General features: G+C 36.9%; 18 protein-coding genes and 5 tRNA genes. 1 reads left to right on the top strand and 22 read right to left on the bottom strand.

Annotated elements, in window-relative coordinates:
* Positions 1–8 precede the first annotated feature (8 nt).
* The 20 genes from CVO_RS07970 to CVO_RS08065 all read right to left on the bottom strand — a co-directional run bounded on the left by CVO_RS07970 (position 9) and on the right by CVO_RS08065 (position 20,231).
* Positions 9–2,036: a TonB-dependent receptor plug domain-containing protein gene (locus tag CVO_RS07970; protein ID WP_159571443.1), complete on the bottom strand. Its 2,028-nt coding sequence runs from the start codon at positions 2,034–2,036 to the stop codon at positions 9–11.
* A gap of 164 nt (positions 2,037–2,200) precedes the next feature.
* Positions 2,201–2,620 carry a DUF1104 domain-containing protein gene (locus CVO_RS07975; RefSeq protein WP_159571446.1) on the bottom strand — a complete coding sequence of 140 codons (420 nt, stop codon included), beginning with the start codon at positions 2,618–2,620 and terminating at the stop codon, positions 2,201–2,203.
* 144 nt (positions 2,621–2,764) lie between these two features.
* Complete coding sequence (gene fusA, locus CVO_RS07980) at positions 2,765–4,855, bottom strand: elongation factor G (RefSeq protein ID WP_159571449.1); 2,091 nt, start codon at positions 4,853–4,855, stop codon at positions 2,765–2,767.
* A gap of 11 nt (positions 4,856–4,866) precedes the next feature.
* A complete protein-coding gene (rpsG, locus tag CVO_RS07985; RefSeq protein WP_152298713.1) occupies positions 4,867–5,334 on the bottom strand; it encodes a 30S ribosomal protein S7 in 468 nt (155 codons plus the stop codon).
* Between the two features lie 192 nt (positions 5,335–5,526).
* Positions 5,527–5,901, bottom strand: a complete 375-nt coding sequence (rpsL, locus tag CVO_RS07990; RefSeq protein ID WP_137011707.1) for a 30S ribosomal protein S12 — start codon at positions 5,899–5,901, stop codon at positions 5,527–5,529.
* A 215-nt stretch (positions 5,902–6,116) separates the two neighbouring features.
* Positions 6,117–10,637: a DNA-directed RNA polymerase subunit beta' gene (gene rpoC, locus CVO_RS07995; protein WP_159571452.1), complete on the bottom strand. Its 4,521-nt coding sequence runs from the start codon at positions 10,635–10,637 to the stop codon at positions 6,117–6,119.
* On the bottom strand, positions 10,630–14,775 hold the full coding sequence (rpoB, locus tag CVO_RS08000; RefSeq protein ID WP_152298711.1) for a DNA-directed RNA polymerase subunit beta: 4,146 nt from the start codon (positions 14,773–14,775) through the stop codon (positions 10,630–10,632). Before rpoB ends, rpoC begins: the two co-directional genes overlap by 8 nt.
* A 231-nt stretch (positions 14,776–15,006) precedes the next feature.
* Positions 15,007–15,378, bottom strand: a complete 372-nt coding sequence (gene rplL / locus CVO_RS08005) for a 50S ribosomal protein L7/L12 (RefSeq protein WP_152298710.1) — start codon at positions 15,376–15,378, stop codon at positions 15,007–15,009.
* Between the two features lie 84 nt (positions 15,379–15,462).
* Positions 15,463–15,942: a 50S ribosomal protein L10 gene (gene rplJ / locus CVO_RS08010; RefSeq protein WP_152298709.1), complete on the bottom strand. Its 480-nt coding sequence runs from the start codon at positions 15,940–15,942 to the stop codon at positions 15,463–15,465.
* A gap of 135 nt (positions 15,943–16,077) precedes the next feature.
* Positions 16,078–16,770: a 50S ribosomal protein L1 gene (rplA, locus tag CVO_RS08015; RefSeq protein WP_152298708.1), complete on the bottom strand. Its 693-nt coding sequence runs from the start codon at positions 16,768–16,770 to the stop codon at positions 16,078–16,080.
* Positions 16,771–16,835: 65 nt separating this feature from the next.
* Positions 16,836–17,261 (bottom strand): 50S ribosomal protein L11, encoded by a 426-nt coding sequence (gene rplK / locus CVO_RS08020; RefSeq protein ID WP_159571455.1) that lies wholly within the window; start codon positions 17,259–17,261, stop codon positions 16,836–16,838.
* Between the two features lie 19 nt (positions 17,262–17,280).
* Entirely contained in the window at positions 17,281–17,823 is a 543-nt protein-coding gene (gene nusG / locus CVO_RS08025; RefSeq protein ID WP_159571458.1) for a transcription termination/antitermination protein NusG, read from the bottom strand.
* Positions 17,824–17,832: 9 nt separating this feature from the next.
* A complete protein-coding gene (gene secE, locus CVO_RS08030; protein WP_152298705.1) occupies positions 17,833–18,012 on the bottom strand; it encodes a preprotein translocase subunit SecE in 180 nt (59 codons plus the stop codon).
* Between the two features lie 62 nt (positions 18,013–18,074).
* Positions 18,075–18,150: transfer RNA gene (locus tag CVO_RS08035), tRNA-Trp, on the bottom strand.
* A gap of 46 nt (positions 18,151–18,196) precedes the next feature.
* Entirely contained in the window at positions 18,197–18,349 is a 153-nt protein-coding gene (rpmG, locus tag CVO_RS08040) for a 50S ribosomal protein L33 (protein WP_137011688.1), read from the bottom strand.
* Between the two features lie 44 nt (positions 18,350–18,393).
* The gene (gene tuf / locus CVO_RS08045; protein ID WP_159571461.1) at positions 18,394–19,593 is read right to left on the bottom strand and encodes an elongation factor Tu; all 1,200 of its coding nucleotides are present in this window, start codon (positions 19,591–19,593) and stop codon (positions 18,394–18,396) included.
* Between the two features lie 90 nt (positions 19,594–19,683).
* Positions 19,684–19,758 (bottom strand) — tRNA-Thr (locus CVO_RS08050).
* Between the two features lie 176 nt (positions 19,759–19,934).
* Positions 19,935–20,011 (bottom strand) — tRNA-Gly (locus CVO_RS08055).
* A gap of 14 nt (positions 20,012–20,025) precedes the next feature.
* Positions 20,026–20,110: transfer RNA gene (locus tag CVO_RS08060), tRNA-Tyr, on the bottom strand.
* Between the two features lie 44 nt (positions 20,111–20,154).
* Positions 20,155–20,231: transfer RNA gene (locus tag CVO_RS08065), tRNA-Thr, on the bottom strand.
* A gap of 148 nt (positions 20,232–20,379) precedes the next feature.
* On the opposite strand from CVO_RS08065, the gene CVO_RS08070 reads away from it, so the two are divergent.
* The gene (locus tag CVO_RS08070; protein WP_159571464.1) at positions 20,380–21,108 is read left to right on the top strand and encodes a YaaA family protein; all 729 of its coding nucleotides are present in this window, start codon (positions 20,380–20,382) and stop codon (positions 21,106–21,108) included.
* A gap of 2 nt (positions 21,109–21,110) precedes the next feature.
* Here CVO_RS08070 and CVO_RS08075 read toward each other — a convergent pair whose 3' ends face one another.
* Both CVO_RS08075 and CVO_RS08080 read right to left on the bottom strand, forming a co-directional pair.
* Positions 21,111–23,471: a heavy metal translocating P-type ATPase gene (locus tag CVO_RS08075; protein ID WP_159571467.1), complete on the bottom strand. Its 2,361-nt coding sequence runs from the start codon at positions 23,469–23,471 to the stop codon at positions 21,111–21,113.
* A gap of 21 nt (positions 23,472–23,492) precedes the next feature.
* Complete coding sequence (locus CVO_RS08080) at positions 23,493–24,104, bottom strand: hypothetical protein (RefSeq protein ID WP_152298701.1); 612 nt, start codon at positions 24,102–24,104, stop codon at positions 23,493–23,495.
* Positions 24,105–24,176: the final 72 nt, after the last annotated feature.

The following is a 24,176-nucleotide window of genomic DNA, read 5'->3' on the forward strand; positions in this document are numbered from 1 at the left end:
AGCGCACGCTAGAATTTATATTTGGCACCTATATAATAGTTTGATTTTTGTATATACCCTAGCTGTTCGGGTATTTTTTTATCAAACACATTATCGATGCCGGCAAAGAGGTCTATGTTTTTAAAACTATCTTTTTGCATTACCTTTATATTTGTTATGCTGTAACCTCCGACTTCTCCGTCTATATCTATCTGTTCTCCTGTATATTTTGTAACACTTCTTAATTCAAGTTTTGGCATAGGAAAGTAACTGATTGTCATGCTTGCAAGCTCCTCAGGAATCCCAATCAAGGCAGTATCGTCTGTTTTGTTTTTTGCATCTATATAGCTGTAATAAAATTTTACAATCAGTTCATCTACCGGATAAAATGCAATATTAGTCTCAACCCCTTTTATCTCGCTCTCACTTATATTTTTATAACTCGTTGTAGTAGCATCTAGTATAACCTTGCTTATTCTATTATCTATTTTAGTATCAAAAACAGAGACTTCAAAATCATATACATCTCCTTTATTGCTTATCCCAATCTCTATAGTTTCACTTGTTTCCGGTGTCAAATCCCAACTCTGTGTTTTTGATCCTTCTATAATCATAGAACCTAAAAGATTTTTTCCTGCAGCTGTTGTAGTGTTTGTATACAGCTCTTCATCAGTGGCACTTTTAAAGCCTTCAGAATAGTTTGCTTTAACTTTTGTGTTTTCATATATATCATAAACAGCGCCAAAACTAAGAGAAGTTTCGCTTTTTGCTTCAGAGTCTTTATCATATCTGGCACCATATACAAGATTTAATCTCTTAATCGGTCTATACTCGTGTTGCAAAAAAATTCCTGAATATGTTCTGTCATCTATGCTATATCCGGTTGCATCTCTATTTACAACTCTATACTCTCCTCCGATTAATACTCTATTATCCTTTGAAAATTCATATGTGCTTAAGAAATCATGATTAACATATCTTGTGGTAGAATCATCTATACCAGATACTGAATCCTCTTTTGAATCATACCCCAGCTCTTCCCAAAAATTTGTGTATATTTTTTTGTCTTTTTCATATTTTGAATATGAAAGACTATACATAAACTCTAAAGCATCCGAAGGAGTATATGTAAATCCTGAGCTTGCAGTAACTCTTCTATTTTCATCATACTGCTCTGCAGAGAGGTTGTTTACTACGATTTTATCATAGTTTGTTGTATATAGTGCACTTATAAAATTGCCCTCTATATTCTCTTTGAGATAACTCATATCTATATCTATCTTAAAATGATCACTAAATCTATGTGTCATCCCTCCGCTTATACTTTTAGTCTCCATCTCATCTTCATAATCCTCTTGAAAATCATATGTATCATTTAAGTTATCTAAATTTGTTGAAGTTTTTAGTGAAGCCGGGAGAGTAGACGGCGAGTATGAATTACTTCCCTGTTTAATAATTACATCTGTTGTTTTGTCTTTTGAATAGGTGTCTCTTTTTATATAGCTTGAAAAGAGTCTAAATGAGGTATTTTCTTTTTTGCCAAATATATTTATATCTGCACTATTTTTGTTTTTTGCATGTGTAACCTGTATATCTCCGGCAAAATCATCATCACTTTTTTTAGTAATGATATTTATGATTCCCCCCATAGAATCACTTCCGTAAAGCAAACCGGAGCTCCCCTTGACTATCTCTATTCTCTCTACCATGCTAGCGGGAATTCTTCCTGCATCTGTAAAAGTCCCGTTTATTCTTTTTCCATCTATCAGATAAAGTGTATCATCTGGATTCATCCCTCGTATACTAACCTGCTGCTCATTTGCACCAGATGCTTTTGTAGCAACTTCTCCACTGCCTGTTAATATATCGGAGATATTTGTTGCCCCGCTGTTTTCAATTTCATCTTGCGTAATTACCGTTACCTGCATCGGCAAATCAGCTAATGTACTTTTTGTTTTAGTACTAGAAACAACAATTTCATTTAAATCATATGCTTCATTTGCATATAGCATAGAAGACAAAAATAAAATAAATATAAATTTTATTTTAATATTCAATTTAACCCCTTTTTATAATAAAAATTTAATTATTATTGCAAAGAAGTATTAATTTAGTGTGGAATTGATAAAATAAATTGTTTATTGTGAAAATATTTTGTATAAAGATGACATTCTGCTGCAATACCATCTATATGTAACTATTTTACAATGATTTTATTTATTTACTTATCACTTAAATGAATCATCTCTTCTGCACTCATTGCAGACAACTCTTCTGTTGACATTGCAAACAATTTTGTTTTAAATGCAAATTTTTCTTCCATACTCAAAGAATCCATTTTTGACATTAATGCATCTTTCTTCTCTGGAGCAAGAGACTTCATTTTCATTTCAAATTCTTCAATCTTTTTCGGTGTGGTAGAGAATACAGACGCTTTAAATGCCAACATCTCTGCTTTTTCTTTTTCTCTTTGCTCAGGTGATAATGATTGCATTTTAGCTTTTATTGCTGCTTTAAATGCTTCTTTATCTTCAGGTGCGATACCCCCTCTTTGGTTTTTCAACTCTTGCAACGACATACTAGAGTAATCAACTGCGAATAGATTCGCTATTAACAAAACGCTTATAATAATATTTCTCATAGGAGACTCCTTTTTTTATTATTATAAACACTCAATGTGAATTATTTGTGAATTTTATATTTTGATAAATTTTATTTGAAGTTTTATTTTGAAATGATAGGGAGGATAAAATATCTCCCAAAAGGGAGCTATTTTGAGATTGGCTTAGCCGTTTCTCTTTTTAATGATCTCTTCAGATACATTTTTTGGAACTTCTTCATAGTGATCAAATTCCATAGCATATGTTGCTCTACCTTGAGTAGCAGAACGAAGATCTGTTGAGTAACCAAACATCTCAGCTAGAGGAACGAAAGCATCAACAATTTTGTTTCCTGCTCTGTCACCCATTGCATTGATTTGTCCGCGACGACGGTTAAGGTCACCGATAACATCACCCATATAATCTTCTGGAACTTCAACTTCAACTTTCATAATCGGCTCTAGTATCGCAGGATTTGCTTTTCTACAACCCTCTTTAAAGCCCATTGATGCAGCAAGTTTAAATGCCATCTCATTTGAGTCGACTTCGTGGTATGAACCATCATAAAGTGTTACTTCAATGTCTTCTACAGGATAACCTGCAAGAACACCGTTAGCCATAGTTTCAGCACAACCTTTTTCAACTGCAGGAATATACTCTTTTGGAATTACCCCACCCTTGATTTCGTTATGGAAAATAAAGCCTGTACCAGCTTCACCCGGCTTAATTTTAAGGAATACATGTCCAAATTGTCCACGCCCACCTGATTGTTTCGCATATTTGTACTCTTGAGAAACTTCTTTTCTAATTGTTTCACGGTATGAAACTTGAGGAGCACCAACTTCAGCTTCTACTTTGAACTCTCTTTTCATTCTATCTACAAGAATTTCAAGGTGTAACTCACCCATTCCTGAAATAATAGTCTGACCAGTCTCTTCATCTGTATGAACTCTAAAAGATGGATCTTCAGCAGCAAGTTTAGCAAGTGCTAGTCCCATCTTCTCTTGATCTGCTTTTGTTTTTGGTTCAACCGCAACAGAGATAACCGGCTCAGGGAAATCCATACGCTCTAATACAACAGGATCTGAAGCATCACAAAGAGTATCACCGGTTGTAGTAAATTTAAGTCCTACAACAGCCCCGATTTCTCCAGCATAGATCTCTTTTACTTCTTCACGCTTAACCGCGTGCATCTTCATAATACGACCTATTCTCTCTTTTTTATCTTTTGTAGAGTTGTGCACATATGAACCTGACTCTAATGAACCGCGATAAACACGAATAAAAGTTAACTGTCCAACAAAAGGGTCAGTCATAATTTTAAATGCTAAAGATGCAAATGCACCATTGTCAGTTGATGGAACAACAACTTCTTTTGTCTCATCATCCATCATAGTACCCTTAATAGGAGCACACTCTGTTGGAGATGGAAGATATGCAACAACAGCATCAAGAAGTGTTTGAACACCTTTGTTTTTAAATGCAGTTCCTGCAGTCATTGGAACAATGTGCATTCCGATTGTTGCAGCTTTAATACCTGCAATAATCTCTTCTTGAGTAAGCTCTTCGCCCTCTAGGTATTTCTCAGCAAGTTCTTCATTTCCATCTGCTTCAGAAATAGATTCAATAAGCTTTTCACGATACTCATTTGCTTTATCAATCATATCAGCAGGAATCTCTTCTACATGATAGTTTGAACCCATTGCAGCATCTATATCCCAAAGAACAGCATTCATTGTTACTAAATCAACTACACCGCGGAAGTTATCTTCTTGACCGATTGGAAGCTGAATTGGAACCGGATTACCTTTAAGACGCTCGCGTATTTGAGTTTCTACTTGGTAAAAATCTGCACCCGTTCTATCCATTTTATTAACAAATACAATCGATGGCACGCCATAACGGTTTCTTTGTCTCCAAACAGTTTCAGATTGAGGCTGAACACCGCCAACTGCACAAAAAACTGACACAGCACCGTCAAGTACACGCATAGAACGCTCAACTTCGATTGTAAAGTCAACGTGGCCCGGAGTGTCTATGATGTTAATCTGTTTTCCTGCCCATTCACAAGTTGTTGCAGCAGAAGTAATTGTAATACCTCTCTCTTGCTCTTGCTCCATCCAGTCCATTGTTGCAGCGCCGTCATGAACCTCACCGATTTTATGCTCACGACCTGTATAGAATAAAATTCTTTCAGTCGTAGTAGTTTTACCCGCATCAATGTGAGCAGCAATACCGATATTTCTTACATCTTCTAATTTATGTGATCTTGGCATAATTTATCCTATTACCAACGATAGTGAGCAAATGCTTTATTTGCTTCAGCCATACGATAAGTATCTTCTTTTTTCTTAAATGCGCTACCTTTGTCAGATGCTGCATCCATAAGTTCATTTGCCAATCTCTCAGCCATAGTTCTCTCATTTCTTTTTCTAGAAGCATCAACTAACCATCTAATAGCTAGTGACAATTGACGCACCGGACGCACTTCTACTGGAACTTGATAAGTAGCACCACCAACACGACGACTTTTAACTTCAATAATCGGCTTAATATTTTCAATAGCATCATTAAATGTATCGATACCTGTTTTCTCACCGCGAGAACTTACGATATCCAAAGCGCTGTAAATAATCTTCTCAGCTGTACTTTTTTTACCGTCTAACATAATTTTATTTATAAACTTCGTTAAAACTTTGCTTCCATAAACTGGATCGGGCATAATTTCACGAACGGGAGCTTTTCTTCTTCTCATTTGTAATTTTCCTTATCTTCAATTTTTTCAAATTTACTCAAAACACTTAAAATGTCCTGTAGCTAGCTTGAATATTTTTCAGCTTTTCACTAAAACACAATTTCAAATGAAACTAGTTTCATGAGCCCACAGCTGAAGTGAACTTAGCGTTAGCATAGTCAAATGGACTTTTGCTAAAAAAATAATTTTTGATTATTTTTTCGGTCTTTTTGTTCCATATTTAGAACGAGCAACAGTACGGTTAGCAACACCTGCAGTATCTAGCGCACCACGAACGATATGGTACTTAACACCCGGTAAATCTTTGATACGACCACCACGAACTAGTACGATTGAGTGCTCTTGAAGGTTGTGACCCTCACCACCGATATATGAGATAACTTCAAAACCTGAAGTTAAACGAACCTTTGCAACTTTTCTTAAAGCTGAGTTAGGTTTTTTAGGTGTTGTCGTGTAAACACGAGTACAAACACCGCGACGCTGTGGACATGATACAAGAGCAGGTGATTTTGATTTTTTAATCACTCTTTTACGCTCATTGCGAATCAATTGATTGATTGTAGGCATACAATTCCTTTACTTAATTTTTCCAGTAGAATTTAACTCACTGTTTTTTAGAGAGTTATAGACGCGTAATGTTATATAAAAAGTGATTAAAGTTAGCTTATTTTAAGTATTAATTAATGTATAGAATTTTATGTGAGAAATAATAGAGTTGATACTAAGCGAGAGAGCACTTCTAAAAGAAGTGCTCTCCATTTTTTAGTTAAAAAGAAAAAATACTATTTTTCTTCATCGCTGTTAAAAACTACCTCTTGATCTTTATAAATACCTGTTCCTACAGGAATAGTACGACCAATAATAACATTTTCTTTAAGATCATTTAGATCATCTATTTTTGCGCTTACCGCAGCTTCGGTTAATACTTTAGTAGTATCTTGGAATGATGCAGCAGAGATAATACTGTCAGCTGAAACTGAAGCTCTTGTAATACCTACAAGGAATGGCTCAGCGATTGCAGGACGACCGCCAAGTTTGATAATTTTTTCATTCTCTTGTGCAAATTTTGCTTTAGAGATCAGATCTCCTTCAATAAATTTCGTATCACCAGATTTTACAATTTTGATCTGTCTTAACATCTGAGTAAAAATTACTTCAATATGTTTATCAGCAATATTAACCCCTTGTGAACGATAAACCTGCTGTACTTCACTTACAAGATAGTTGTAAAGTGCTTTTACGCCCATAATGCGCAATAATTCATGCGAAGAGATTATTCCCGATGTCAATCTTTCACCGGCATGCACAAAATCTCCTGCATTTACAACGGCTGAGTGAGATTTATCTACAAAATACTCTTTTATTATGCCGCTCTCAGACGCAACAATAATTCTAATTTTACCGCGAAGAGGTTTACCAAAACTTACAATACCGTCTATTTCAGAGATAAGTGCTGTTGCTTTTGGACGACGACCTTCAAAAAGTTCACTTACACGAGGAAGACCTCCTGTAATATCGCTTGATTTTTGAAGCGCTTTTGGAGTTTTAGCAATAATATCCGCTACTTTAACCGTTGCACCGTTTTTAACATAAATAGATGTTTTTATTTGAAGCTGATATCTTAAAAGTTCACCATCTTCACTAGCAAGCACAATTGTAGGCTTATATTCAGCAGGAATATGATCGTTAATCATTAAACGAGTTTTCCCAGTCAGCTCATCATACTGTTCAGTCGCAGTAGTTCCAATAATAATATCTTCAAAATGGACTACACCGTTTGTTTCAGATATTATCGGATTAGAGTATGGATCCCACTCTGCAATTACAGTTGATTCATCAGTTTTTGGTTTTGCTATAACAGATTTAGCATCTACTACAGCATCATCATCCGCAACAATTACCGAACCGCGAGCAATATAGTGTCTTACAGCTTCACGGTTATTTGAATCTACGACAGTAGCAAAAAGACCTTTCTCTACTACTTCATAACCAGGTTTAAGACCTTCAAATCTCTCCAGATAGTCGCCTCTTAACAAGAAGTATTTAACTACTCCTTCTTCTTTTGCGAAAATCTTTTGCGTTACCGGAGCACCGTTTGGAACTAAAACTTCAGACGCATACGGTATACGGCTTGGTACATTCCAGCCATCTTTAATAGTTTCAACGATAGACTCTAACTCTTTAACTTCTGAACCATCTTCATAAGGGAAGTAATATTTACCCTCGATATGTCCACCGATTCCCGCTAATTCATTTGGTTTGGCAATTTCATTTTTACGAATAGAGTAACGAACTGTTTCTGTTTTTGAAGTAACACTAATTATTACTTCATCATGAATTGTTTGAATCTCAATTTTACCTGCAAATGGCGCTTTAATTTTAGGTTCAACTAAAAGTACGGCAGCATTTCTACGGTTTGCAACTATATTTTTACCCTCTTTAGAAGCATATGTTTTCAAATTATAGTAACGGATAAAACCTTCTTTTTCTGCTATAACTTGTCTCTCTTGAGCAGTTGAACTCGCTGTACCACCCACATGGAATGTTCTAAGAGTAAGCTGAGTACCAGGCTCACCGATTGACTGAGCGGCAATAATACCAACAGCTTCACCTTTACGAACTATCTTGCCAGTAGCCAAGTTTACCCCATAACATAGAGCACAAATTCCATTTTCACTTTTACATGTAGTAGGTGTTCTTATATATGCTGTTTTAATGCCGGCTTCTGCTATAACTTTTGCACTTACTTCATCAATCAAAGTTCCCTCAGCATAAAGAATCTCATTACTGATAGGATCAATGATATCATCAGCTAAAACTCTACCGTTTAGTCTGTCTTCAAGAGATTCAATCAATGTATTTTGATCACTGATATCAGAGATCTCAATACCCTCATGTGTATGACAGTCATGCTCTACAATTTTTACATTTTGTGCAACATCTACAAGCTTACGAGTCAAATATCCCGCATTTGCTGTTTTAAGAGCAGTATCGGCAAGACCTTTTCTAGCACCGTGCGTAGAGATAAAGTACTCGATTACATTAAGACCCTCTTTAAAGTTAGAGATAATCGGGGTTTCGATGATTTCACCGCTTGGCTTAGCCATAAGACCACGCATACCGGCAAGCTGACGAATTTGAGCAGCCGAACCACGAGCACCGGAATCTGCCATCATATAGATAGAGTTAAAACCTTTTTTATCAGTTTGAACAAGCTCCATCATCTGAGTTGCCAAAGTATTGTTTGTATCTGTCCAAACATCGATGATTTTATTGTATCTCTCTTGCTCAGTTAAAAGACCAGCTTCATACTGTTTTTGAATCTCAAATACTCTATTTTTTGAATCAGCAATTTTAGCTGCTTTTGTTTCTGGAATTTTAATATCATCAATAGAGATAGATACTCCAGACTCAGTTGCATGTTTAAAACCTAAATCTTTAAGTCTATCCAAGAAACCTGCCGTTACTCCAATACCACCATGTTTTTGAACATAATCTACAAGTTCGTTGATAGCTTTTTTCTTCATAACTCTGTTCCAAAGTTCTGATGGAACAAAATCAGGTAAAATAGCTTTTAGAAGCATACGCCCTGCAGTTGTATGAATAATTCTTCCGTTGTCTCTTGTTCTTACTTTTGCATGGATATCAAGAGCATCATGTTCAATAGCGATTCTTACTTCATCAACATTTGCAAAAAGTTTATTTGACCCTTTTACTCCATTTTTTTCCAAAGTAATATAGTAAATACCAAGAACCATATCCTGTGACGGAGTAGCTATCGCCTTACCTGATGCTGGCAGAAGAATATTCATAGATGCCATCATAAGAACTTTTGCTTCTGCAATAGCAGCTGAACTTAAAGGAATATGCACAGCCATCTGGTCACCGTCAAAGTCGGCATTAAATGCAGCACAAACCAACGGATGAAGCTGAATAGCTTTACCATCAATCAATTTAGGATGGAACGCTTGAATTGAGAGCTTATGAAGTGTCGGTGCACGGTTAAGCATAATAGGATAACCATCAACGATTTCAGCAAGACACTCCCAAACTTCGTTTGTTTTGTCCTCAATCATTTTCTTAGCAGCTTTAACAGTAGTCGCATACCCTTTATCTTCTAGCTTTGCAATCAAATGTGGTTTAAAGAGCTCTAGTGCCATCTTCTTAGGCAATCCGCATTGATCCATTGATAAAGATGGACCAACAACAATTACAGAACGGCCAGAAAAGTCAACACGCTTACCAAGCAAATTTTGTCTAAAACGACCCTGCTTACCTTTAATAATTTCACTTAAAGATTTAAGTGGACGCTTGTTAGCACCCTTTACAGCATTTGCACGACGACCATTATCAAAAAGTGCATCAACAGACTCTTGAAGCATTCTTTTTTCATTTCTTACGATGATTTCAGGTGCTTCAAGCTCTACAAGACGCTTAAGTCTTTGATTACGGTTAATTACACGACGATAAAGGTCATTAACATCAGAAACTGCAAATTTTCCGCCATCTAATGCAACCAAAGGTCTTAGATCAGGTGGAAGAACAGGCAGTACTGTCAACATCATCCATGCAGGGTTATTTCCAGAGTTTAAGAAAGATTCTATTACCTTAAGTCTTTTTGCAATAGTTTTTCTTTTAGCTTCACTTTTTGTAAGCTCAATCTCTTCTTTAAGCTGCGTAAATGCATCAACTAAATCGATTGAATCTAACAAATCACGAACAACTTCGCCACCCATACGAGCTTTAAAACCTAGTTCACCAAATCTAGACACTAAAGTACGGTACTGCTCTTCATTTAAAACATCATATTTTAAAACAGGAGTTTTTGCTTCAGCATCATAATATGCTTCGCCACCCTCTTCTACAATATATGCCTCATAGTATAGTACACGCTCTAAATCTTTCATCTTGATACCTAAAAGAGTACCAATACGAGAAGGTAGTGAACTAACATACCAGATGTGCGCAACCGGAGTTACAAGATCAATATGACCCATACGAACACGGCGGACTTTACTGCTTGTTACTTCAACACCACACTTCTCACAAACAACACCTTTATAGCGCATTTTTTTGTATTTACCGCAAAGACACTCATAATCCCTTACAGGACCAAAAATCTTAGCACAAAATAGACCGTCGCGTTCAGGTTTAAGTGTACGGTAGTTGATAGTTTCAGGTTTTTTTACTTCACCATGACTCCAAGATAACACCTTTTCAGGAGAAGCTAAACGAAACTGTATCTGTTTTATATCAGTCGGTCTTTTCTCTTCAGTCACTTCAATAGCTACTAATTTACTCATCGTCTTCTACCTCGTCAAATATTTCTACATCAAGAGCTAATGATTGCAGCTCTTTAGTTAATACAAAGAGTGTCTCTGGAATACCGGATTCTGGCACCAATTCACCTTTTGTAATTGCTTTATACGCACGAACTCTTCCATCAACATCATCAGATTTGATAGTTAACATCTCTTTAAGAACAGCACTTGCACCATACGCTTCAAGTGCCCAAACTTCCATCTCACCAAATCTCTGCCCTCCAAATAGCGCTTTACCGCCGACTGGCTGTTGTGTTACAAGTGAGTATGGTCCAGTTGAACGAGCATGAATCTTCTCATCAACAAGGTGATGAAGTTTAAGCATATACATATAACCCACATTTACACGCTCTTTAATCTTCTCGCCTGTCTTGCCGTTATAAAGAACAGTTTTACCATCTGTATCCATCTTTGCAAGAGCAAACAACTTTTCAAACTCTTCAGAATTTACACCTTCAAATATAGGAGATGCAAATTTAACACCTTTTGACCAGTCACGAGCATAGTGAAGAAGTTCATCGTCACTCATTTTTGCAACAACTTCTTTTGCATTCATCATACCTGCAACATCTGATATCTCAATCATTTTTGCGCGAATATTTTGAATAAAATCTTTTTGTTTAGAGTTAAACTCTTCTAAGATTTGATTTCCAAGTTCACGACCTGCCATACCTAAGTGCATCTCTAATATCTGACCGATATTCATACGAGAAGGAACACCAAGCGGATTAAGACAAACATCAACGCTTCTTCCATCTTCCATGTACGGCATATCAACTTCAGGAACTATAGTAGAAACAATACCCTTGTTTCCGTGGCGTCCCGCCATTTTATCACCGACTTTCAGCTGGCGTTTTGTAGCGATGTATACTTTTACATACTTCACTACACCGTTTGGCAGAATATCATCTTTTTCTAAGATATTTAATTTCTCTTCATGCTCATCGCGGAAGAGTCTCTTCTCTTTTTGGAAATAGTTTTTCGTTTTATTGTATTCTGCTTGAATCTCTTCACTAAATGATTTTACAATCGCATTCATAGCAAAACGGTTTACTTCAACCAAGTCTTTACCATCGATTATATCTCCGGCTTTATACTCTGTATCACCGATTTTAATATCAGCTATAAGAGGCTCTTTTGTAAGAAGTTTTGTAACTCTCAACATCTCCTCTTTATCTATCATAAGAAGTCTATCGTAGTGTTCACGCTCCAAATAATCACGCTCCTCTTTTTCAAGTTCGAGTGCACGCGCATCTTTGTCATAACCTTTTTTTGTAAAAATCTTTACATCAACAACAACACCTTCCATACTTGGAGGACAATAAAGAGATTTATTTGTTACATGTCCAGCTTTTTCACCAAAAATAGCACGAAGAAGTCTCTCTTCAGGAGTCGGTTTAACTTCACCTTTTGGAGACACTTTACCAACAAGAATCATTCCGCCTCTGACAGTTGTACCTATTTTTACAATACCGCTCTCATCTAAATGAGCAAGCTCATCATCTCTTACATTTGGAATATCACGAGTAATCTCTTCAACGCCATGCTTTAACTCTCTTGCTTCAGCCTCTTTTTCATAAATATGAACAGATGTAAATGCATCTTTACGGATTAATCTCTCTGATATTACAATAGCATCCTCAAAGTTATAGCCATTCCAAGGCATAAAAGCAACCATTGCATTAATACCTAGTGCCAATTCACCCTGATCCATATTTGGACCGTCGGCAATTATCTGACCCTTTTCTACTCTTTGACCCAGTTTTACAATTGGCTTTTGAGCAAATGAAGTGTTTTGGTTTGTACGAAGATTTTTTTGTAAAGGATAATAATCTATATATATCTCCCCATCATCTTCTCCCATAACATAGATATGTTTACCATCAACTTTCTCTACAACACCTGAGCGTTTTGCTTTTACACACTCCCAAGAGTCACGAGCAACAAGCTTTTCAACACCAGTTCCCACCATAGGAGCGTCAGGTTTTAAAAGAGGTACTGCTTGTCGTTGCATGTTTGAACCCATAAGCGCACGGTTTGCATCGTCATGTTCCAAGAAAGGAATCAGGGAAGCTGCAACACCAACAACCATATGAGATGATAAGTCGGCATATTCACACTCGGATACAGGGCGGTGAAGAATCTCTCCATCCATTCTTGTAACAACCAATTTATCTATAAATTGACCGTTTTCGTCCAGTTTGTTAGATGCAGCCGCTATTCTTTTGCCCTCTTCCTGTGTTGCGGTAAGATAAACAACCTCATTAAGAATTTTCCCATCTTTCATTACTTTATACGGAGCTTCAATAAATCCATGCTCATTTACTTTAGCATATGTTGCAAGAGTATTGATAAGACCAATATTTTGTCCCTCCGGTGTCTCAATAGGACAGATTCTTCCATAGTGAGTCGGGTGAACATCACGCACCTCAAAGCCAGCACGCTCTTTTACTAAACCGCCCTCACCAAGAGCAGATAGACGACGCTTATGCGTTACTTCTGAAAGTGGATTTGTTTGATCCATAAATTGAGACAATTGACCGCCCGAGAAGAACTCCATAATAGTTGAAGTAATCATCTTTGAGTTTATTAAATCGTGAGGCATAAGCTCATTCATCGGTCCACTCATAGTTGAGAGTTTGTCACGAATCGCTTTTTGCATCTTGATAAGACCGTTATGTAACTCATTTCCTAAAAGCTCACCGATAGAACGGATACGACGATTACCTAAGTGATCTCTATCATCAATATGACCTTGACCATTTTTAACTTTAATAACATATTTTACAGATTCGATAATATCTTCATGCGTTAAAACAGTTATATATTCAGGTATATTAAGACTTAATTTATGATTCATCTTCATACGACCGACTTTTGTCAAATCATATCTTTCAGGATCAAAAAAGAGTTGATTTACAAATACTTTTGCAGCATCTTTTGTTACAGGCTCACCCGGTCTCATAACTTTATAAATACGAATTGCCGCCAAATCATTTTCATCTTCGATATCTTCTGTCTGCTTTAATAATTTTAGTGAGTCTGAATCAGCATTAAATGCATTGATAATCGAGCTATCCACACCCTCAGCCAAATCATTTGCGATACTAAAGTTTGTTACACCGACTTCAACCATTTTTTTAAGTTTTACTTCATCAATATGAGTCATAGTGTCAAAAAGAATTTCACCCGTTTCAGGATCAATAATAGGCTTTGCCAAATAGCGGTCTAACAACACTTCAAGAGGATATTCAACTTCTTTAATACCATCTTCAAGAAATTTTTGTGCTTTTTTGCTGGAGAGTCTTTTTCCAGACGCTAAAATAACATTTCCCTCTTTATCAATCAAATCATATGTCAGTCTTGATGAGTAATCGTTTGGATTAAATTTCATTAAATATTTATTGTCAACTATATTGATTTGCTGAATAGGATAAAATAGTTTTAAAATATCTTGTTTAGAATAACCAAGTGCTCTAAACATAATAGTTACAGGAACTTTACGGCGCTTATTAATTCTCATATAAAGAATATCTTTAGGGTCATACTCAAAATATAACCATGAACCGCGATCAGGTATAATCTGACCTGTATAGATAAGCTTATTGCCAGAAGTTGTTGACTCCTCTTCTTTAAAGATTACACCCGGTGAGCGGTGAAGCTGATTAACAACAACTCTCTCAACACCATTGATAATAAAAGAAGTTCTCTCAGTCATAAGCGGGATATCACGAACAAATATACTCTGCTCTTTAATATCTTTAACTCCTAACTTCTCTTTAGTATTTTCATCTCTGTCCCAAAGAACAAGACGAGTTTTCATTCTTAGGCTAACTGCATAAGTAAGACCACGCTCCATACACTCTCTAACTGTGTATTTAGGCTTGCCTACTTCACTGCCGATATACTCAACTGTAAGTCTGTTTTGAGCGTCATGAATAGGAAAAACTGATTGGAATACTGTTTCAACACCGCTTTGCGCTCTATCTTTTTCATCAAGCATCAAAAATTTATTGTATGAGCTTTGTTGCAGTTGCAGTAAGTTTGGTACTTCTATCTGTTGAGGAGTTTTAGAGAAGTCTACACGAAGACGGTTTCCGGAATATAAAGTGTTTAACATTGGCTACCTCGATGAGTTGTTTTTAAGACTTAATCTTTAGGATTAAGAGTATCGGATCTAGGCGTCCCTAGATGATTTTTAGCTCAAAAAATAAGAGCTTTTTTAAATAGTGCTTATAAACGACATAAGGGCACTTTTACGAAGAGATAAAAATCCATTCGTAAAAGCGCCCAATAATGCGTGAATACACAGAAAAAAATATTTTTCTGTGTCACGAGCAGATAAAAGAAATTATTTAATTTCTACTACTGCACCTGCTTCTTCAAGTTGCTTTTTAGCATCTTCAGCAGTCTCTTTATCAACACCTTCTTTGATTGTTGATGGCAAGTTTTCAGTTGCATCTTTAGCCTCTTTTAGTCCTAGACCTGTAAGAGCACGAACAACTTTAATTACACCGATTTTTTTAGCACCAGCATCAGTAATAATTACATTAAATTCAGTTTGCTCTTCAGCAGCAGCACCGCCAGCTACAGCACCACCAGCTACAGCAACAGGCTGAGCAGATACACCAAATTTTTCTTCAAATTCTTTTACCAATTCAGCAAGTTCTAATACAGAAAGTCCTGAAATAAACTCTAATACATCTTCTTTAGTTATAGCCATAATATAGCTCCTTAATTTTTTATTTTATAAAAATGAAGAATTACCTTCATCTATTTTTAACGATATCAGAAATAGTTCTGCTATCTACGCCTCTTCTTTTTGTTGTCTTAACGCATCAAGTCCGATTGTGAAACATGTAATTGGTGCCATCCAAGTAGCAGCAAGCATAGCAAGAAGCTCTTCACGACCAGGAAGTTTAGCAAACGCTTCAACTTTAGCAGCATCAGCAGGTTCACGATCAACATAAGCAGACTTAATTACAAATTTTTCATTATCTTTAGCAAAATCAGCAGCTATTTTAGAAGTAGCAACCGAGTCAGAACCCCATACTAAAATGTTAGTATCTTTTAATTCAACACCTGTTAGTTCAGCATTGCTTAGTGCAATTGTTGCTAAAGTATTTTTAACAACTTGAACTTTTGCGTCTTTTGCACGAGCAGCTTTTCTTAAACTCTCAAGATTTGAAACACTCAATCCTTTGTAATCACAGAAGATCACACTTTGAGCATCTTTGAATTCATTTGAAAGTACTTCAATAATTTCAGCTTTTTGTGTTTTTGTCATAGAATATCTCCTTTCCAGACAATACTTCAAATAGGCAATTAAGCTTTCGCACCTATTATCTTCAGTCCATAAAATGCAGTTACCAAAGTAGTAACTTAGTAGTGCTTTACGAATAAAGCACTTAAAATCACTCTTTTATTTAATATCAGCTAGTTGCATAATATCAAGTTTAATTGCAGGACTCATAGTTAAACTAAGTGCACCGTTCTTAATATAGCGACCTTTAGCTGAAGCAGGCTTGTGCTTATTGATAGCTTTAATCAAAGATGTTAAATTTTCAGCTATTTTATCTGCATCAAAACTTGCTTTACCGATACCAGCATGTATATTTCCTTTTTTATCAACACGGAAATTTACCTGACCGCCCTTAACATTTTTAACAGCAGTCGCAACATCTGGAGTTACAGTACCTGTTTTAGGGTTAGGCATCATACCTTTTGGCCCTAGAATACGACCAATTTGACCAACAAGACCCATACAGTCAGGCGCAGCAACAACGATGTCAAAGTTAAAGATACCATCTTTAATTTGTTGTACTAAATCATCAGTACCTACAATATCAGCACCAGCTGCTTTTGCTTCATCAGCTTTAACACCTTTAGCAAAAACTGCAACACGAACAGTTTTACCTGTACCATGTGGAAGAACAATTGCACCACGAATCATCTGATCCGCGTGTCTTGGGTCTACATTCAGATTTAGTGCTACTTCAACAGTCTCATCAAATTTTGCACTTACTAAGTTTTTTACAACTGATGAAGCTTCTTCTACGCTATATATTTTTGTAGTATCAACTTTTTCTATTAATTGTTTATATCTTTTACTCATTCTCAAATTCTCCTATGAAATTCTGCCACAAAATTTTATATCATTGTGGTCGATGATATTTGTTTCTAGTCTATTACTTCTATACCGATTGAACGAGCAGAACCGGCAATAATATTAGCTGCCATATCTTTATCATCAGTATTTAAATCTTCGATTTTTCTATCTACTACTTCCATCAGCTGCGCACGAGTAATCTTTGCAACTTTGTTTTTAAGTGCATTGTCAGAACCTTTTTTAAGTCCTGCAGCATTCATTAAAAGAGCAGATGCCGGTGGTTGTTTTGTAATAAAAGTAAAGCTTTTATCTGTATAAACAGTAATAATAACAGGAACTTTAAATCCCATTTTATCTTTTGTTTTTTCATTAAATGCTTTAGTAAATTCCATGATATTAACACCACGCTGTCCTAAAGCAGGTCCAACTGGGGGTGCAGGTGTTGCTTTGCCCGCTTCAATTTGCAGCTTGATGTAGCCTAATATTTTCTTTGCCATCTTTTTTCCTTTTTAAAATTTAAATTATCTTTTCAACTTGCGTGTAAGAGATATCAACCGGAGTTGCTCTACCGAAAATTGAAACATTAAGTTTTAGAGTTCCATGCTCTAAATCATACTCATCCACAGTCGCCGTAAAGTTTGCAAACGGACCTTCAATAATACGAACAGTTTCACCTCTGTCAAAAAATACTTTTGGTTTTGGTGCCGCGCGATTTTGAACACGATCAAGAATTACATTGATGTCATGCTCGCTTAGTGGCGTAGGCGTATTTGCTTCGCCAATAAATCCAGACACTTTTGGAATGGTCTGGATAAGATGTTGTATCTCTGTGTTGAGATCTATTCTTGCAAAAACATATCCTGAATAGAGTGATCTTTCAGATATCTTTTTCTTACCCTCTTTTACCTCAATAACATCTTCTGTTGGAACTACAACATCTGTTATAGCATCTTGCAATCCCATCTCTTCTATCATATTTAGAATTGCTTGACGAACTGTTCTCTCATTTCCATATGTCTGTATAGAGTACCACTGATGATTACTTTTTTTTTCCTCCACTGCTACTCCTTATCCTAAGATTACTGACATAATTGATGACATTGCCAAGTCAACTAAAGCCAAAAAAGCAGTTATAACAGCAACAACAATTAGAACTGATATATAAGCTTGTTTTACCTGACCTTTTGTAGGAAAAATAACTTTACTTAACTCTAGCTTTGCATTTTTAATATGTGTACCTAAATTCATTCAAACTTTCCTAGTAGTCATTAATTATCGATAAAGCTCTAAAGCTTTACAAATAATTAATGTGGCAGGCGTAGAGAGACTCGAACTCCCAACACCCGGATTTGGAATCCGGTGCTCTACCATTGGAGCTATACGCCTAAATAGACAATAAAGCTAAGTCAAAAGACTATAGCTTAAATTGCAACTATAGTTTCATCTCTTTATGAACAGTGTGCTCACGACAAAACTTACAATATTTTTTTACCGAAAATTTTTCAGTATGTGTTTTTTTATTTTTAGTAGTGTGATAGTTACGACGAGTACACTTCTCACAACCTAAATGTATTGCTTCTCTCATGTTATTAACCTTTTAAAGGATTTTGCATATCCGCACAAGGCGAATTATGCAAGAATCTCAGCTACAACACCGGCACCAACAGTTCTTCCACCCTCACGGATAGCGAACTTAGTACCTTTTTCCATAGCAATTGGGTGAATTAATTCAACAGTAATACTTACATTGTCACCAGGCATAACCATTTCAGTACCTTCTGGTAGTGTAATTGCACCTGTAACATCCGTAGTACGAACATAGAACTGTGGACGGTAGTTAGTAAAGAATGGAGTATGACGACCACCCTCTTCTTTGCTTAGTACATAGATCTCAGCTGTAAATTTTGTATGCGGAGTGATTGAACCCGGCTTACAAAGAACTTGACCACGCTCAACATCATCTTTACCGATACCACGAACAAGAATACCACAGTTATCGCCTGCTTCACCTTGATCCATCTCTTTACGGAACATTTCGATACCTGTAACAGTTGTTTTTTGAGTATCACGGATACCAACGATTTCGATTGTATCACCGATTTTTACAAGACCACGCTCAATACGACCTGTTACAACAGTACCACGACCAGAAATTGAGAAAACATCTTCAACTGGCATTAAGAAATCTTTGTCAGTTTCACGAGTAGGCTCTGGGATATATGCATCAACCTCAGCCATTAGTTTTTGAATTTTTTCTGACCATGGTCCAAGAGTACCAGTTTTTGCCTCTTCTAAAGCTTTTAGTGCTGAACCAGCTACGATTGGAGTGTCGTCACCTGGGAAATCATAAGTGTCAAGAAGTTCACGAATCTCCATCTCAACTAGCTCTAATAACTCTTCATCATCAACCATATCTTCTTTGTTCATAAAAACAACGATATAAGGAACACCAACTTGCTTAGAAAGAAGAATGTGCTCACGAGTTTGCGGCATCGGACCATCAGCTGCTGAAACAACTAATATAGCGCCGTCCATTTGTGCAGCACCTGTAATCATGTTTTTAACATAGTCCGCGTGACCCGGGCAGTCAACATGCGCATAGTGACGATTATTTGTTTCATACTCTACATGTGAAGTTGCGATTGTGATACCACGCTCACGCTCTTCAGGAGCATTGTCGATTGCATCATAATCCATCATTTTTGCACCGTTTGTTACTGCTAAAACTGCAGTAATAGCTGCTGTCAGTGTTGTTTTACCGTGATCTACGTGACCAATAGTACCAATGTTTACATGCGGTTTATTACGCTCAAACTTTTCTTTTGCCATAGTGTCCTCCGACTTAATTTGTGAATAGAAATGGAATTATACCCAAAAATTATTCAATTATTGCTTAAATTTTATCTATACTTTATCTTATGGAGCTCACGAGCGGATTTGAACCGCCGACCTCTTCCTTACCAAGGAAGTGCTCTACCCCTGAGCCACGAGAGCATAGTAAAAATAAATAATCAGCAATAAAAAAAGCAATAATTGCATAATTTTTTAAAATATCTTAAATATTAGTAAATTTTTGTGTAGACAGCTATGAAGATATTTATATATTAATATAAATCATAAACATATTAAGAAGTAGGTTGAATTTGTACTTCAGCTTCCAGAATGTTCAATGGAGCGGGTGAAGGGACTCGAACCCTCGACCCTCAGCTTGGAAGGCTGACGCTCTAGCCAACTGAGCTACGCCCGCATGTGCCATTGAAATGGTGGTGAGAAGAGGAGTCGAACCTCTGAACCCGTAGGGAGCGGATTTACAGTCCGCCGTCGTTGGCCACTTGACTATCTCACCAGATTTATCCGGTCTAACACTGTTTCTAATATTCTCGAATTCAATGGTGCCGACACGAGGATTTGAACCCCGGGCCTGCTGATTACAAATCAGCTGCTCTAGCCAACTGAGCTATGTCGGCATCGAATTTGAGCCAGAATTATAGTGCAATATATTTTCAATGTCAAGAGTTTTTAGCTAAAATTTTATAAATTTTAAATTTTAGGTAAAAGTAGCTATTATTTGCCTATATTTTACTACTTTTTTACATTCACAAAGGTTTTATTTAAATGCTAAAGATACTTTTTTCACCTGCTGAGAGCAAAAAAATAGGAGGCGAAGAGTCAAAAAAAGAGCTTTTTGGCTCCAGTGGCGCAAGAGAAGGCATACTCAACGAATATGTCAATATTGTCAATAGCGGCAATGAAGATACTATAAAAGAGCTCTTTGGGTTTAAAAAATTCAACGACTGCAAACCATACATAAATAATATTTTTGATGTGCCTCTTATGCATGCCATTGAGAGATACAGCGGTGTTGCTTATGAGTATCTGGATTTTGATTCACTTGAGCCAGAAGCAAAAGAGTATCTCAAATTAAACACTATTATCTTCTCAAATCTTTACGGGCCGCTGCTTGGAGGAGACGCAATAGCAAACTACAAAGTAAAACAGGGAAACAATATAGGCAGTTTTATACCGGATAAATTTTACAAGGATAGATTCTCGTATCAGCTCGACCTCTATCTTGCAAACTGTGAGATACTGGATCTGCGCGCAGGGCACTACGATAAGTTCTATGAGATCAAAAAGCCATACACTACTCTAAAATTTTTAAAAGGCGGCAAGAGTGTAAGTCACTGGGCAAAAGCATATAGAGGTTTAGTTTTAAGAGCAGTTGCACAAAACAATATAAACTCTATAAAAGAGTTTATGGCTCTTGAGATAGAAGGTTTAAGTATTGCAGAGATTAGAGTTATAAAAGCCAAAACAGAAATTATCTACAATATTATGGAATAAAATTATAATTTTATTCCTTTAAGTCTAAGTGAGTTTGTAATTACAGAAACTGAGCTAAAACTCATTGCTGCCGCCGCTATCATCGGTGAGAGCAGTATCCCAAAGAATGGGTAAAGCACTCCCGCAGCAATTGGAATTCCTACAGAGTTGTAAAAGAAGGCAAAAAATAGATTTTGTCTGATATTTCGCATTGTTGCTCTGCTTAGAACTCTTGCTCTGACTATGCCTCTTAAATCACCCTTTACCAAGGTAATACCGGCACTCTCCATGGCAATATCAGCTCCCGTTCCCATGGCAATGCCTACATGTGCAAGAGCAAGTGCCGGTGCATCGTTTATGCCATCACCTGCCATTGCAACGATGTGCCCTTTTGCCTGAAGCTTTTTAATAATCTCTGCTTTTTGCTCAGGCAGCACCTCAGCGTGTACTTCATCTATGCCAAGTTTTTTCGCGACAATTTCTGCTGTGGTTCGGCTATCTCCTGTCAGTATTACTACTTTTATGCCTTGCGCATGCAAATTATGAATAGCTTCTTTTGTGTTCTCTTTGATAGGGTCGGTAATGGCTATAAAACCGGCTGCCGTTGAGTCAACGGCAACCAACATAACAATTTTGCCCTCAAAGCGTTCTATATCTGCTTTTTTTGATAGTTCAAGGGCATTAATATTTAAACTCTCAAACAGCTTTAGATTACCCACGGCAACTCTCTGTCCGTCAACTTCGCCTGTAATTCCCATACCGCTTAAAGAGTTAAAGCTCTCAGCTTTAACCAACTCTACATCTCTCTCTTTAGCGCCATTTACAATAGCTTCTGAGAGCGGATGCTCACTCGCTCTCTCCAAACTAGCGACCAAACGCAAAAGTTCCTCTTCACTAAATCCATCTTCTGCATGTAAATTTACCAATTTAGGTTTTCCCTCCGTTAGCGTTCCTGTTTTATCAACTACCAGAGTATCAACCTTTTGCATTATTTCCAAAGCTTCGGCATTTTTAATTAATACCCCGCTTGTGGCACCGCGTCCCGTTGCTACCATTATAGAGATAGGCGTAGCAAGACCGAGTGCGCATGGACATGCAATAATAAGCACTGAAACAGCGCTAACGATGGCATAAGCCAAACGAGGTTCACTTCCCCATATCCACCAAATAAAAAAGGTTATCAGGCTTATGCCAATAACGGCAGGAACAAAATAAGAGGATACGACATCGGCCAATTTTTGTATAGGAGCGCGAGAACGCTGTGCGCGTGAGACCATCTCTATAATTTGTGAAAGCAGAGTATCTGCGCCGATCTTTTGGGTTCTCATAAGAAGAGTGCCGCTTGAGTTAATTGTAGCGCCTATGAGTTTCTCGCCTGCAAACTTTTTAACGGCAACCGGCTCACCGGTAACCATTGATTCATCTACACTGCTTTGACCATCTATAACCACTCCGTCTACCGGAACTTTCTCTCCCGGACGGACACGCAAAATATCTCCGACTTGAACCATCTCCAGTGCTATATCTTCTTCATTGCCGTCATCTCTAACTATCCGTGCACTGTTTGGAGCAAGCTCTAACAAAAGTCTGATTGCTGCGTTTGTTTGTGAACGGGCGCGAAGTTCAAGAACCTGCCCCAAAAGAACAAGCGTTGTGATTACCGCTGCCGCTTCAAAATATAGATGTACCAGACCATCGTTCATCTGCATCATAGGCGGAAAAATATGCGCCATTATCAGAGCAACAACACTGTAAGCCCATGCAACAAAGATACCAATTGCAATAAGCGTAAACATGTTTAAATTCATAGTTTGCAAAGATTTGTAACCTCGTACAAAAAATGGCCAACCTCCCCAAACAACAACAGGAGTAGCAAGCAAAAATTCTATCCATTGAACCATCTTCATACTCATTCCATCAGGCAACAGTGATGGCATCATATCTACACTCATAGCTAAGATAAACACGGGAACAGAGAGAACGGCACTAACCCAAAAACGACGGCTCATATCTATAAGTTCTTCATTTTTTTCTTCTACTGCTTTTGCGACAACCGGTTCAAGTGCCATACCGCATTTTGGACAGCTTCCGGGATAATCTTGAACTATTTCTGGATGCATGGGGCATGTATACTGAGTGGCTTGAGAATCTTTTTTATGAGTTATTTGAGTACCTATAGAGCAGGATTGCTTATCATTACAGATAGACTCACTCTCTTTTAAATAGTTTTGCGGATTTTGTTTAAACTTCAAAAGACACTGCTCACTGCAAAAATAGTAATCTTTCCCCGAGTAATTATAATAGTATTTGGAATCACGAGACACATCCATGCCACAAACAGGGTCTTTTAACTGACTGGATTCTCTATTAAAACTAATCTTCATATCACCGCCATCCTTATTTAATTAAGATTGAGTCACCTCTGTCTCTTCTTCTAAATCTTTAAAATCAGATCTTCTCTTATTTAACTCTTTTCTGTATGTATCAAAATCTCCAAAATCAAAAAATTTCTCATATCTGGAGTGCATATCTATTTGCGGTTTTGAGTGTTTTATGGGACACCAAAACTGCTCAGTTCTGGCTGCTATCTCTCTTGTGTAGCCTATTACACCGTTAAAGTATTCACAATACAAACAATTTATCTTCTCAACCCTGTCTAAGTAAAAAAGATTGTATCTGTCTATAACAACATAATCGCTTCTTTTAACTTTAGGTATTTTGTATATAGGAAAACAGACTATTTGAAAGATGCTAACAAACACATCGACAAGAAGTGCCGGTATCATCATAGACCAGATAAAGGGGATGGTAAAAATTGCCAAAACAGGAAAAGAGGAGAGGTATTTTATGGAACTTATAATTTTTGATCTTCCCTCTTTTATAACACTCTCTTGAAATTTTACCTTCTTATCTTCAAGCGTATAAAAAAACTCATCTTGTTTTTTTCTAAGCTCCTCCATAAGCTCATCTTCAAGGCTTTTTATCTGTGCTGCGATCTCTTCAATCCTGTTATCCATCAAATGCTCCAGTTTTCTTTTTTAGAGTATAGCAGTATTCTTTTATCAATTTAGTTAATATACTCTAGTTTA

The organism is Sulfurimonas sp. CVO, assembly GCF_009883775.1.
GTDB classification, from domain to species: domain Bacteria; phylum Campylobacterota; class Campylobacteria; order Campylobacterales; family Sulfurimonadaceae; genus Sulfurimonas; species Sulfurimonas xiamenensis.

What these genes read in the sequence shown, in the direction of transcription:
- CVO_RS07975 (WP_159571446.1), bottom strand. Translation starts at nt 2,620, where the DNA reads ATGAGAAATATTATTATAAGCGTTTTGTTAATAGCGAATCTATTCGCA.
- fusA (WP_159571449.1), bottom strand. Translation starts at nt 4,855, where the DNA reads ATGCCAAGATCACATAAATTAGAAGATGTAAGAAATATCGGTATTGCT.
- rpsG (WP_152298713.1), bottom strand. Translation starts at nt 5,334, where the DNA reads ATGAGAAGAAGAAAAGCTCCCGTTCGTGAAATTATGCCCGATCCAGTT.
- rpsL (WP_137011707.1), bottom strand. Translation starts at nt 5,901, where the DNA reads ATGCCTACAATCAATCAATTGATTCGCAATGAGCGTAAAAGAGTGATT.
- rpoC (WP_159571452.1), bottom strand. Translation starts at nt 10,637, where the DNA reads ATGAGTAAATTAGTAGCTATTGAAGTGACTGAAGAGAAAAGACCGACT.
- rpoB (WP_152298711.1), bottom strand. Translation starts at nt 14,775, where the DNA reads ATGTTAAACACTTTATATTCCGGAAACCGTCTTCGTGTAGACTTCTCT.
- rplL (WP_152298710.1), bottom strand. Translation starts at nt 15,378, where the DNA reads ATGGCTATAACTAAAGAAGATGTATTAGAGTTTATTTCAGGACTTTCT.
- rplJ (WP_152298709.1), bottom strand. Translation starts at nt 15,942, where the DNA reads ATGACAAAAACACAAAAAGCTGAAATTATTGAAGTACTTTCAAATGAA.
- rplA (WP_152298708.1), bottom strand. Translation starts at nt 16,770, where the DNA reads ATGAGTAAAAGATATAAACAATTAATAGAAAAAGTTGATACTACAAAA.
- rplK (WP_159571455.1), bottom strand. Translation starts at nt 17,261, where the DNA reads ATGGCAAAGAAAATATTAGGCTACATCAAGCTGCAAATTGAAGCGGGC.
- secE (WP_152298705.1), bottom strand. Translation starts at nt 18,012, where the DNA reads ATGAATTTAGGTACACATATTAAAAATGCAAAGCTAGAGTTAAGTAAA.
- rpmG (WP_137011688.1), bottom strand. Translation starts at nt 18,349, where the DNA reads ATGAGAGAAGCAATACATTTAGGTTGTGAGAAGTGTACTCGTCGTAAC.
- tuf (WP_159571461.1), bottom strand. Translation starts at nt 19,593, where the DNA reads ATGGCAAAAGAAAAGTTTGAGCGTAATAAACCGCATGTAAACATTGGT.
- CVO_RS08070 (WP_159571464.1), top strand. Translation starts at nt 20,380, where the DNA reads ATGCTAAAGATACTTTTTTCACCTGCTGAGAGCAAAAAAATAGGAGGC.
- CVO_RS08075 (WP_159571467.1), bottom strand. Translation starts at nt 23,471, where the DNA reads ATGAAGATTAGTTTTAATAGAGAATCCAGTCAGTTAAAAGACCCTGTT.
- CVO_RS08080 (WP_152298701.1), bottom strand. Translation starts at nt 24,104, where the DNA reads ATGGATAACAGGATTGAAGAGATCGCAGCACAGATAAAAAGCCTTGAA.